The organism is Chitinophaga sp. SVR4-12A (assembly GCF_056754765.1).
In genome coordinates this window covers 2139873-2152700 of record NZ_JBPGWP010000001.1, presented here as the reverse complement: position 1 = coordinate 2152700, position 12828 = coordinate 2139873, and the positions used below count along the sequence as shown (strand labels likewise).

The following is a 12828-nucleotide window of genomic DNA, read 5'->3' as shown; positions in this document are numbered from 1 at the left end:
CAGAAGCTGATATGCAGCTGTCTGTGCTGGATTCTATAGAAGGTTACCTGACAAAAGCCAAAGAAGATGAAACACTGGTGCCTGCCACCCTGGGCCTTACAGACCCGGTGCTGTTGGACCTGATCTCCAAGCTTTCTGATGTGGAGCTGCAGCTGCAAAGGCTGAAGAAAACAACCGGTGAGAACAGTCCGCTGCTGGAAAGCCTCAACAGGCAAAGAGCGCAGCTGAAGCCAAGTGTGCTGCAGAACGTTCGCAACCTGCGCGCCAACCTGATAGCCAGTAAGCTTAGGGTAGAAGCAGACAACCAACGTTATTCCGGCATGCTTACCGGCGTACCGCAGAAAGAAAAAGCCTTCCTGGAAGTAAGCCGTCAGCAGGAGATCAAGAATAATATCTACACCTTCCTGCTGCAAAAAAGGGAAGAAACGGCGGTAGCCTCTGCTGCTGCTGTATCAGACAGCCGTATAGTAGATGCTGCTGAAGCTTCTCCATGGCCTATCAGCCCCAAGAAGCCCATCATACTGGGTATCTCTGTGCTGGCAGCCATTGCAGGAGTAGGCGGTCTGATCACCCTGCGCGACCTGATGAAGAAGGAAGTAGCGCACCGCGCAGAGATAGAAAAGGCTACGGATGCGCCTATACTCGCAGAGATCGTACAGAACGATGGTAAGGAAGCGGTTGTAGTAGCAGAAGGTAACAGAAGCTTTGTAGCAGAACAGTTCCGTACGCTGCGTACAGCCCTGTCTTATGTAGGGGTGAGCGCCAACGGTACACTGAACGGGAACGGCATGAATGGCGCCGGTCATCGTAAAACGCTGCTGGTTACTTCTTCTATCTCGGGCGAAGGCAAAAGCTTTGTTTCTGTTAACCTGGCAGTAAGCCTCTCACTGGTAAAGAAGAGAGTGGCGCTGCTGGAGTTCGACCTGCGCAAGCCCAGGATCAGCGCTATGCTGAATGTTTCCAGGGAGCCCGGGATCAGTAATTACCTGGTAGGACAGGCAGAGATACCTGCTATCCTGCAACCGGTGCCTGGTAATGAATACCTGTATATACTGCCGGCTGGCGTGATACCGCCCAACCCGACAGAGCTGATACTGAACGGCCAGCTGGAAACGCTGATCAATTATCTGAAAGCTAAGTTCGATTACGTAATTATAGATACGGCGCCCGTTGGGCTGGTAACAGATGCACGCCTGCTGGCACAATATGCAGACGCTACCCTGTATGTGATCCGTCACCAGGTTACGCCCAAGCTCTACCTGAAGATGATCAACGAGATCTACCAGAACAAAGAGGTGGGCAACCTGAACATCGTGTTCAACGGTATACAGCCGCGCGGTGCTTCCGGTTATGATGCGAATGGTTATGGTTACGGCTACGGCTATATCGAACAGAAGAAAGGCGCCCGCCGCAGACAATTTTTCAAAGGAATCTTTAACATATAAAAGTACCGGCGCTTGTGCGCGGGTACACATCCGGAAAACCCTTCGTTAATCAAGTCATGTGACTGAGAGAGCGAAGCTTTCCCGGGATTGACGTGAATGTCTTTATTTGAAAAAACCAAATGTATGAAACGTTTAACGGCAATACCAACGTTGTCTTTAGAGATCCCCCGTTATAGCAGAAACTGCGCAATGTTAACCAACGTATTAACCTTAAAATGAGATGCCCATGCAACAGGAATTATCTAATTGGTATGCTGTGTATACCAAAGCAAGATGGGAAAAGAAAGTGGCTGAACTGCTCACCCGCAAGCGTATCGAAAACTATTGTCCGCTTAACCCGGTTGAGCGCCAATGGAGCGACCGCCGGAAAGTAGTCGCGGAACCGCTGTTCAGATCCTATGTTTTTGTTCGTATACCTGAAAGCAGAAAATGGGTAGTCCGCGAAACCGAAGGGATCATCAACTTCGTTTACTGGCTGGGCAAACCGGCTGTAATTGCTGATCACGAGATCGAATTGATCAAACGCTTCCTCCGTGAATACAAGGATGTGACTGTTGAACAGTTCCCGCTGCGCCAGGATGACCTGGTGGAGATCACCTCTGGTCCGCTGATGAACCAGCGCGGCAGGATCATCGAAGTAGGCAAGAACAAGGTAAAAGCAGAGCTTTCCAGCCTGGGTTATACCATGATCGCCACTGTTCCTACTACAGAAGTAGTAGTGATCAACAGGGAAGTAGCCAGCGAAACTGTTTTTAATTAACAATGAATAATTAAAAATGAATAATTCCTGCAGGGCGCTAAGCCGTGCACTGGCCCGGCTATTATTAATTATTCATTATTAACGATTAATTCCATCTCTTTATGATGCAGCATATTATACTTTGTGGAGGGTCAGGAACCCGTTTATGGCCCTTGTCGAACCGGCAAACACCTAAACAGCTACTGCCCCTTTTTGAGGGCCGTAGCTTACTACAACTGGCTTACCAGCGTAACCAGCTGGCATGCGACAGCGTGCTGGCCATTGTAAGCGAACAGCATGCTAATATCGTAGAAGAACAGCTGCTGGAAGCAGGCGCAGAGAACCTGCGCATGCTCGCAGAACCGGTAGGCCGTAACACGGCAGCCGCTATCGCATTGGCAGCCTTTGTATCTGCACCGGAAACTATCCTTTTAATTACTCCCGCCGATCACCTCATCGGCACGCCCGACATTTACGCGCAAACCATTGAAACGGCGCAGCTGCTGGCGGCAGGCAACAGCCTGGTAACAATAGGCCTGCAGCCCACCTATCCCGAAACAGGCTTCGGGTACATTCAATACAGCGGTCATGATGTGATCCGCTTTGTGGAAAAGCCGGATGCAAAGAATGCAAACCTCATGCTGCAAAGCGGCGACTTCCTCTGGAACAGCGGCATCTTCTGCTGTAAGGCGGGCATCCTGCTGCAGGAGCTGAAACAACATGCGCCTGAGATCTATAAAGCAGCCGGCGAGGCGGCAGACGAATGGCTGAGCAACGGCCAGTTATCTAAAGCCAGCATGGAAGCCATCCCATCCACCAGTATTGACTACGCAGTAGCAGAAAAAAGCAACCGCGTTAAAGTGGTGCCCAGCACAATGGACTGGAGTGATGTGGGCAGCTACGAAGCGCTGGCGGAAGCGCTGGTACAACACTACAGCTACCACAACCACCAGGCCGTATCTATTGAAAGCGGCAACAACATGGTGATCGGCAAAGAAAAGCTGGTAGCCCTGGTGGGCGTGGAGAACCTGGTAGTGGTGAACACACCGGAAGCTCTGCTCATTATGAAAAAAGGGAAAGGCCAGGAGATCAAGCAACTGCATCAGTGGGTAAAAGAGAACAGGCCCGAACTGTTATAACAACCATTAATAAACTATTAACGCGAACGATAGATGAAACTGACTGATAAAATATACATAGCCGGCCACCGTGGAATGGTAGGCGGTGCTATCAAACGCAGACTGGAAACATTAGGCTACCAGCAAATTATTACCCGCACCTCTGCAGAGCTGGACCTGCGCAACCAGGCTGCCGTGAATGATTTCTTTGCCGAAGAACAACCTGATTATGTGTTCCTTGCAGCGGCAAAAGTAGGCGGCATCCATGCCAACAATACCTACCGTGCTGAGTTCCTGTATGATAACCTGATCATGGAGGCCAACATTATTCATGCCGCTTATCAGCAGCAGGCCAGGAAACTGATGTTCCTGGGCAGCTCCTGCATCTATCCCAAGCTGGCTCCGCAACCTTTACAGGAGAGCAGCCTGCTTACCGGCCCGCTGGAATATACCAATGAGCCTTATGCGATCGCTAAGATAGCCGGCATTAAATTATGCGAGGCTTACCGCGATCAGTACGGCTGTAATTTTATCAGCGTAATGCCTACCAACCTGTATGGTATCGGCGACAATTACCATCCTGAAAACTCACACGTGTTACCTGCGCTGATCCGCAAATTCCACGAGGCAAAAGAAGGTGGAAAAGCGGCCGTTACAGTATGGGGAACGGGGACACCTAAACGTGAATTTTTATACGCAGATGACCTCGCTGACGCCTGCGTTTACCTGATGCTGCATTATGATGGAAAAGAGCTGGTCAACATCGGCACCGGCGAAGATCTTACCATTCGTGAACTGGCAGAGACCATCAAGGAAGTGGTTTGCTATGAAGGTGGCCTGGAGTTTGACAGCTCCAAGCCCGACGGTACGCCGCGCAAGCTGATGGACGTTTCCAAGCTGCACAGCCTGGGATGGAAGCATAGCACCAGCCTGAAAGAAGGTATCGTAATGGCGTATGCAGATTTCCTGAAAAAACGCCAGTCTTATTTTAATGTAGTGTAATACTTATCAATAAAAAACAAGCACCTTTTTTATGAAAGTAATTGTAGTAGGAACAGGATACGTAGGGCTGGTGACTGGCGCCTGTCTCGCAGAAGTAGGCACCAACGTTGTTTGCGTGGATGTGAATGAAGCCAAGATCAATGATCTGCAAAAAGGTATTCTACCAATATATGAACCGGGACTGGAAGAAGTGGTACACCGCAACTACCAGAACGGCCGTTTGTCCTTTAGTACAGACCTGGCCGCCGTGATACCCGGCGCACAGCTGGTGTTCATCGCCGTAGGCACCCCTCCGGGCGAAGATGGCAGCGCTGATCTTAAATATGTATTACAGGTGGCCAAACAGATAGGCGCTTCCATGAGCGGCTACCTGGTAGTGGTTACCAAGAGCACCGTGCCTGTGGGCACTGCCGTGAAAGTGAACAGGGCCATCAAACAGGCCTTGCAGGAAAGGGATGTGCTGATGGATTATGATGTGGCATCCAATCCTGAATTCCTGAAAGAAGGCGCTGCGGTGCAGGACTTCATGAAGCCTGACCGTATCGTGATCGGCGTAAACACCGAGAAGGCACAGCAGGTGCTGGAGCAGCTGTATCATCCTTTTGTGCTGAATGGCCGTCCCATTGTGTTCATGGACATTGCTTCCGCAGAAATGACCAAGTATGCTGCCAACGCAATGCTGGCTACCAAGATCTCTTTCATGAACGATATCGCCAACCTGTGTGAGCTCACCGGTGCAGATGTGAACAAGGTGCGCAAAGGCATTGGCAGCGATCCCCGTATAGGCGACCGCTTTATATATCCCGGTATCGGTTACGGCGGCTCCTGCTTCCCCAAGGATGTGAAGGCGCTGATCCGCACGGGCAGGGAGTATGGTCATTCCATGCGCATCCTCGAATCTGTTGAAGCCGTGAACGAGGATCAGAAGAAAGTAATGTTCACCAAAATTGAACGCCACTTCGATAACAACCTGGAGGGAAAGACCTTCGCCATCTGGGGACTGTCTTTCAAGCCGAATACAGATGACATGCGCGAAGCGCCTTCCCTGGTGCTGATAGAAGGCCTGCTGGCAGCCGGCGCCCAGGTAAAGGTATTTGACCCGGTGGCTATGCACGAAGCAAAGAAAGAGCTGGGTGAGCGCGTTACCTGGTGCACTGATCTCTATGATGCCGCCAACGGCGCAGATGCGATCGTGCTGGTAACAGAATGGAATGAGTTCCGCCTGCCCGACTGGAGCCGGATCAAATCCTCCATAAAAACACCGGTGGTGTTTGACGGCAGGAACATTTATGATGATGTAGTACTGCAGAAGAAAGGCTTTGTTTACTACGGCATTGGTCTGACAAAGTATAACACTACAACCGTATTGGTTTGAGGTTTGAAGTTTGAGGTTCGTTGAACGTTTGAGGTTCGTTTCCAGGTTCTTTGCCTGAAACACTTATCCAGACCTTTAACATCCAATGAACACCAGACCTCAAACTTCAAACATCAAACTTCAAATTTTTTAAACTGCTTAAAATTTAAAAGTATATATGAAAGTTGCGTTAATTACCGGTATTACAGGACAGGATGGCGCCTACCTGGCAGAACTGCTGCTGGAAAAAGGATATATGGTGCATGGTGTTAAACGCCGCGCTTCCCTTATTAACACGGAGCGTATTGATCACCTGTACCAGGACCCTCACAGCGATAATGTTCGCTTCCGCCTGCACTACGGCGATATGACAGACAGCACCAACCTGATCCGCATTATCCAGGAAACCCAGCCGGATGAGATCTACAACCTGGCTGCCATGAGCCACGTAAAAGTGAGCTTTGATACACCTGAATATACTGCCAATGCAGATGGTATCGGTACTTTACGTATACTGGAAGCATTACGTATTTTGAAGCTGGAGCAAAAGACCCGCGTTTACCAGGCAAGTACTTCTGAACTGTATGGCCTGGTGCAGGAAGTGCCCCAGAAAGAAACCACACCTTTCTATCCCCGCAGCCCTTATGCAGTTGCGAAGCTGTACGCTTACTGGATCACGGTGAACTACCGTGAGGCATACGGCATGTACGCCTGCAACGGTATCCTGTTCAACCACGAGAGCCCGCTGCGTGGCGAAACATTTGTAACACGCAAGATCACCCGGGGGGTGGCAGCAATAGCGCTGGGCCTGCAGGATAAATTATTCCTGGGTAACCTGGACGCGCGCCGCGACTGGGGTCATGCCAAAGATTACGTAGAAGCGATGTGGCGCATCCTGCAGCAGGACACGCCGGAAGATTACGTGATCGCTACCGGTATCACTACCCCTGTGCGTGATTTTGTACGCATGGCATTTGCAGAGGTAGGTATTGAAGTAGCCTTTACGGGTGAAGGCGTGAATGAGATCGGTGTGGTGACCGCCTGCAACAATGAAGAGTTTACACTGCCGATAGGTAAGGAAGTAGTAGCGGTAGATCCCCGGTATTTCCGCCCCACAGAGGTGGAACTGCTGATCGGAGATCCCACGAAGTCCAAAACGAAATTGGGATGGGAGCCCCGTTACGATCTGCCCGCACTGGTGAAGGAAATGGTTGCCGGCGACGTGGATCTGTTCCGTAAGAAGGATGTAGCACAACTGGAACATTTGGTAGGATAGAGATTTTTAGCACAATACAATTATGCAAGCAGCCAGCAGGGTAGTACTAAATACAGGAGCGCTTTACGGGAGGATGCTGATCACCATTTTCATTTCATTGTATTCAACCCGGTTGGTGTTGAATGCATTGGGTGCGCAGGATTACGGCATTTTTAACCTGGTGGGTGGTGTGATAGCCATGTTATCATTTCTGAATATGGCCATGACCATCTCCACACAAAGGTATATGTCGTTCCATCTTGGATCGGGCGATATAGAAAAATTGAAAGAGGTCTTTAATTCGAGTGTAATGCTGCATTTTATTATGGGCGTCACATTGGTAATCTTATTCGAAGTGGTGGGCATCTACGCGTTTGACCATGTGTTGAACATGCCTGCAGACAGGATAGGCACCGCCAAGACTATCTTTCATTTCATGGTGGTCAGTACTTTCTTTACGATCGCCTCTGTGCCTTATGATGCTACCCTGATCGCCAGGGAGAACATGCCGCTGATCGCCATACTGGGCGTATTTGAAGGTTTGTCAAAACTGGCGATCGCCATCTCCCTGCATTATGTCACCGGCGACAAGCTTGTGGCATACGGTGCATTGATGGCCAGTTTAACGGTATTGCTGCTGCTGATCAAAAGAGTGTATTGTTCTTTCAAATATGCGGAAAGCAAGGTCAAGGTCAGAAAGTATTACAACAAAAGCCTGCTGAAGGAGATGTTCTCTTACGCAGGCTGGAATATGTTCGGCGCCAGCAGCGTGGTGGCCAGAAACCAGGCGCAGGCCATGATACTGAACGTGTTCTTTGGTACGGTGATCAATGCCGCCTACGGCATCGCCAACCAGGTGAACGCACAGCTGACCTACTTTTCTGTGACCATGCTGCAGTCGCTGAACCCGCAGATCATAAAAAGCGAAGGAAGCGGAGACCGACAGAGGATGCTGCGCCTGGCGATGATAGCCAGCAAGTTCTCTTTTCTGCTGCTGTCTTTCTTTGCTATACCGGTGATCATAGAGGCGCCCTTTATCCTGAAGATGTGGCTGAAGAACGTGCCGGAGTATACGGTGATCCTCTGCCGCCTGATCATCATCTGCAGCCTGGTGAACCAGCTGACACAGGGCGTGCAGGTGGCCATACAATCTGTTGGCAGGATAAAGGTTTACCAGGTGGTAGTGAGTTTTCTGACCATCCTTAACCTGCCGGTGGCTTACCTGCTGCTAAAAGCAGGCGCCCCTCCCCAGGCGGTGCTGATAGGCGCCATCTGCATGGAGGTGATAGCGGTAGGATACAGGATCATTGCCGCCAACAAGATCGCAGGCATGCCTGTTCCTGAATACCTGAACAAGGTGGTATTGAGGGCGGTGATGCCGGTAGTGCTGGCAGCGGCGGTAGCCCTGCTGCCACAGTTCGCCATGCAGGAAGGATTTGTACGCTTCCTGGCAACAGGCTGTCTTAGTGTGGCTGCCTTGATTGTATTCGTGAAATTCCTGGGATTAACGCCCTATGAGATCGGTAAGATAACAGACATGGTCTCTAAGCTGGTGTCTAAGGTAAGCCCAAGATTCGCGGCAAGATTTGCGGTAATAAAAACACAGGCATAGTATTATGACCATCTTATTTTTTACTAACATATCGCCCTTCCCTGCAAACGGAGGTGAGAAGATACGCAGTTATTACCTCCTGAAAGCCTTATCTCAGTTAGGTCATAAGGTAATTGCCGTGATCTGTAACGAAGAAAATGTTAACCTGGCCAATTATGGTATCGATAATGTAATATTCTATCCGCATCCTAAAAAGCCTTTGACAATGATGGAGCGCATCACCTGGAAACATCTGTTCCAGCAAGATGCGGGGATCATCCGGCTTTTTGAGGAGATCTGCAGGAAATACCGGGTAGATGCTGCGCTGCTGGACTATGGGACAATCGGGCAGTATATCAGCTTCTTTACCGGGCGCCAGATACCGGTGATACTGGGCACGCATAATGCGCAACCTATGATCACCCAACAGGTGCCCGCAAAAAGCCTTTTCCAGAAACTGCGGAAATTCCAGCTGGTGAACCTGGAAAAGCTGCATGAAAGACTGTATTTCAAACACGCTGCGGCTACACTGGTGGTCAGCGACCAGGATCGCAGGTACCATGAGCGCTTCCTGAAAAAGGAAAGGGTATTTGTTGTGCCCAATTTCCTGGATGAAACGGAGTACACGCTCGTGAACAAGAAACAGCCCAAGGTGCTGGTGATGACCGCCAACTTTGGCGTGTACATGAACTACACCGGCCTTAAATGGTTCATTGAAGAGGTATGGGATGATGCACTGGCTGAAAAGTTTGACCTGTGGCTGGTAGGAAGGAACTCGAAAGAAGCGCTGCGGCAGATCACCGGCAGCGAACAATGGAAGAACATCGTGGCCCTCGGGAAGGTGGATGATGTGAAGTGGTACATTTCAGTGGCCAGTGGTGTGATCATTCCTTTGCTGCACGGCAGCGGCACCCGTTTGAAATGCCTGGAGGCAATGGCGCTGAGAACGCCCATTATCAGCACGGCTAAAGGCGTGGAAGGTGTGGTGAGCAATAACTTTATCATCGCAGACAGCGCGCCCGGGCTGAAGGCCGCCATCATGGAATTCAAGGGTGATACCCATACCGGGGAGGCCTTACGGGAGGACTTTATGAAAGAATACAGCGCGGAAGTGAATCGCCGCCGTTTGGATGATATCATCCACTATGCGGTGAAGGGGAAAGGTCAGCAGGCAATAAAAGAACCGGTAGTAAGCGTAGAACAGTGAACAGAAATTCGTGAGCTATGACATGGATCAAGAGGATTAAAGCTTCGCTTTATGCACTGGGAAGCGGTGTAAACATCAACCTGGTTGGCCAGTTCAAGGTCAGCGAGATACTGGTGTTATTGCTGTTCCCTTTCAGCGTGCAAAAGAATGATCTCAGGGATTATCCGCTGCTGAGAAAGATCATCTATGCACTGGTGATGCTGCTTTGCTTTCAGCTGATCACTGATCTTTTTGTAGTGAACAATACGCCGCAGAACTTCCTGCGGGGATCGGCTTCCATCATCATGCCGATCCTGTCCTTCTTTGTGATCTTTAAGATGTTCCAGGATGAGGAGTCTATCATCATCTTTATCTTCTTTACCGTGGTCAAGAACATCGTCTTTACGGATGATATCGTTGACTCCGATATGAGCTACTTCAAGTTCAAGATTGCGCCTATATTGTCAAATATAGTATACCTGCTGGTGTACTACTTCTATAAGAGGGGGAATATGAAGCTGCTGTATAGCACCATATTCGTTTATTGCGTGGTGTGCCTGGCCAACGATACCCGTTCCAGTGCGCTGAGCCTCCTGATCTCTACCGTGCTCATTTACTTTTATACCAATGTGAATGTTACCCGCCAGAAAATAATTGTGTTCTGTATTGCAGGCGCCCTGCTGTTCCAGGGAGTCTATGTTTTTTATGTAAAGTCGGTATTGAGCCACGAGCTGGGAGGGGAACACTCCATAGAACAGCTGCAGCGGCTTGATAACCCCTATAACCCATTTGAGCTGCTGATCACGGGAAGGGGGGAGACCTATGTGGCGATGACCGCCATCAGCGATAAGCCCTGGTTTGGCCATGGCTCCTGGGCGGTAGATAAAGACCTGAAGTATTATAAAATGCTGCTGGCGGTGCATGATGAAGACCTGAACCTGAAGAAGGCTTTGGAGAAAGACCAGCTGGTACCCAGTCACTCCATACTATTGGGAGCCTGGGTGAACTATGGGGTAGGCGGTTTCCTGGCCGTGTTCCTCATATTCTGCTACCTGATGAAGGCGGGTTTCTATGTGATCGCCAGGGGGCAATCGCTGACCATGTACCCCATCATTGTGATTATGACCGTGGGCCTGATCTGGATGTTCTGCTTCTCGCCTTTCCAGCATTTAAGATACAGCGCACCGCCCTGGGGCGCCATGCTGCTGAGCGCGTACTATTATCTTAAATACGGATACGATGAAGAAGAGGAGGAAGAGAACGAAGAAAATGTGGCGGCTACCGAAGCGGAAAATGTGATTTATTAGTTTGTATATATTGTATGGAATACATCTATTATAAAGACTCAAAAGGCAATTTCGGAGATGATCTGAACGCCTGGTTATGGCCAAAGTTCTTTGGCGAAGCCAGGCCGGATGGAGATGCGTTCGTTGGTATAGGCTCTATACTGGCAAATGATTCACCATTGTTCAGGAACCTTTCCGGTAAAAGAAAGATCGTATTCGGTACGGGCATCCGGCCAGACTGGCGGCCCTTTGCATACGACGGCTCGTGGGATATAAAATTCCTGCGGGGGCCTTTGTCATCCTATGCCTTTAACAATCAGTATGAGTATATAGCCGATGCTGCGTATGCTCTTGGATTGATCAACGATTTTAATTCAATCAGGAATGAAGAAAAGAAGTATGAGGTCAGCGTGATCCCTTATTTCAAGTCCCTGGCCTATTTCGACTGGGAGCAGGTTTGTAAGCAATTGGGCTACCACTACATTTCCCCTTGTGCCGAACATGGCATAGAACATACCCTGCGCGAGATCGCCGCATCAAAGTATGTGATCGCAGAAGCCATGCATGGCGCCATCATCTCGGATATACTGCGCGTGCCCTGGAGCCGCTTCGTGCTCACCACCCCCGTTACCGAGGGCCTCAAGGTGTCTGAATTCAAGTGGATGGACTGGTTATACTCTGTCGATCTGCCGGCCACTGAAACCGCCTTTATTAAACTCTACAGGAAGTCTGCCCTGCATCAATGGGTAAAGAAGCTCAGCGCTAACGCGGTGCATGTTGATTTCCTGGTGAAGAAAGTGGTAAAGGAAGAATTGTTCAAGACCCTGGCGTCCATTGATAATTACTACCTGTCAAAAGATGATGTAATAGAGCGGATCAACAGCCGGATCTCGGAAAAGATCTACCAGTTAAAACAAGAGGTTGGCGTCCGCCACCAGTTAATAATTAATAATGAATAATGAATAATTGATAATGCCCGCAGTACAACTATCTGGACGGGTAACAGTTGCACGATTATTAATTATTAATTCTTAATGCTTAATTATTTGTATGTCGAAATTGTTTTCAATAGTAGTGCCCGTATATAACGGAGGGGCCTATATCCAGGAAACGCTTGACAGTATTTTCAGCCAGACCTATCCCCACTATGAGCTGATCGTGGTGGACGGTGGCTCTACTGATAATACCATGCAGATCCTGTCTGAAGAAAAGAACCGTTCCCGCATCAAAACACTGATCTCCGAAAAGGACGAGGGCATGTATGACGCCCTGAAGAAAGGTTTTGACAGGGCCAGCGGTGAATACATGTGCTATATCAATGCAGACGACCGCCTCTTGCCCTGGTCGCTTGAAAAGGTGGCAAAAAAATTCAGCGAAGCTGATTACAGCATTGTTTTCGGAGATGTGAACTATATCAATGAAACAGGCGAGATCATATACAGCTATAAAGGCGTGAACTTCGGTCCCCGGGCCATCCGCCGCCTGCGCAGGGTACCCTTCGCGCAGCAGAGCTCTTTCTGGACGAGAAAGATCTATGAAGAGAAAGGGGGGATCGATAAATCATACCGTTATTCTGCCGATTCTAAATTCCTGCTGCAGGTATGCCTGGACCCGAAAGTGAAGAAAGGTTATGTGCCTTATCCCCTGGGTGAGTTCAGGATGCACAGCAACTCTATCTCTGTTTCGCTGACAGATAAACACCAGGCGGAGCACGACAGGGTGGAGCGGGAGCTGAACATGGGCGGCAGTAAACTGGAATGGGCTTTTTACGAGATGATCACCAAGGTGAAGAACGCGGGCGGCATTTACAAGAAGCTAACTTATAAAGGAACGAGGATACGGAAAAATTAAA

11 protein-coding genes are annotated in these 12828 nt (G+C 49.5%); all 11 read left to right on the top strand.

Features of this window, described 5'->3' with window-relative positions; translation table 11 throughout:
- Positions 1-11 precede the first annotated feature (11 nt).
- The 11 genes from ACR9Y8_RS08695 to ACR9Y8_RS08645 all read left to right on the top strand — a co-directional run bounded on the left by ACR9Y8_RS08695 (position 12) and on the right by ACR9Y8_RS08645 (position 12827).
- Complete coding sequence (locus tag ACR9Y8_RS08695; RefSeq protein ID WP_481212859.1) at positions 12-1445, top strand: polysaccharide biosynthesis tyrosine autokinase; 1434 nt, start codon at positions 12-14, stop codon at positions 1443-1445.
- Between the two features lie 226 nt (positions 1446-1671).
- On the top strand, positions 1672-2205 hold the full coding sequence (locus ACR9Y8_RS08690) for a UpxY family transcription antiterminator (RefSeq protein WP_481212858.1): 534 nt from the start codon (positions 1672-1674) through the stop codon (positions 2203-2205).
- Positions 2206-2306: 101 nt separating this feature from the next.
- Positions 2307-3323, top strand: a complete 1017-nt coding sequence (locus tag ACR9Y8_RS08685; protein ID WP_481212857.1) for a mannose-1-phosphate guanylyltransferase — start codon at positions 2307-2309, stop codon at positions 3321-3323.
- Positions 3324-3356: 33 nt separating this feature from the next.
- Positions 3357-4304 carry a GDP-L-fucose synthase gene (fcl, locus tag ACR9Y8_RS08680; protein WP_481212856.1) on the top strand — a complete coding sequence of 316 codons (948 nt, stop codon included), beginning with the start codon at positions 3357-3359 and terminating at the stop codon, positions 4302-4304.
- A 31-nt stretch (positions 4305-4335) separates the two neighbouring features.
- Complete coding sequence (locus tag ACR9Y8_RS08675) at positions 4336-5679, top strand: UDP-glucose dehydrogenase family protein (protein WP_481212855.1); 1344 nt, start codon at positions 4336-4338, stop codon at positions 5677-5679.
- A 157-nt stretch (positions 5680-5836) separates the two neighbouring features.
- Positions 5837-6934, top strand: a complete 1098-nt coding sequence (gene gmd, locus ACR9Y8_RS08670; protein ID WP_481212854.1) for a GDP-mannose 4,6-dehydratase — start codon at positions 5837-5839, stop codon at positions 6932-6934.
- Between the two features lie 22 nt (positions 6935-6956).
- Positions 6957-8525 carry a hypothetical protein gene (locus ACR9Y8_RS08665; RefSeq protein ID WP_481212853.1) on the top strand — a complete coding sequence of 523 codons (1569 nt, stop codon included), beginning with the start codon at positions 6957-6959 and terminating at the stop codon, positions 8523-8525.
- Between the two features lie 4 nt (positions 8526-8529).
- Positions 8530-9711 (top strand): glycosyltransferase family 4 protein, encoded by a 1182-nt coding sequence (locus ACR9Y8_RS08660; protein WP_481212852.1) that lies wholly within the window; start codon positions 8530-8532, stop codon positions 9709-9711.
- Between the two features lie 17 nt (positions 9712-9728).
- Positions 9729-10997 carry an O-antigen ligase family protein gene (locus ACR9Y8_RS08655; protein WP_481212851.1) on the top strand — a complete coding sequence of 423 codons (1269 nt, stop codon included), beginning with the start codon at positions 9729-9731 and terminating at the stop codon, positions 10995-10997.
- A gap of 14 nt (positions 10998-11011) precedes the next feature.
- Entirely contained in the window at positions 11012-11935 is a 924-nt protein-coding gene (locus ACR9Y8_RS08650) for a polysaccharide pyruvyl transferase family protein (RefSeq protein ID WP_481212850.1), read from the top strand.
- Between the two features lie 91 nt (positions 11936-12026).
- Complete coding sequence (locus ACR9Y8_RS08645; protein WP_481212849.1) at positions 12027-12827, top strand: glycosyltransferase family 2 protein; 801 nt, start codon at positions 12027-12029, stop codon at positions 12825-12827.
- Position 12828: the final 1 nt, after the last annotated feature.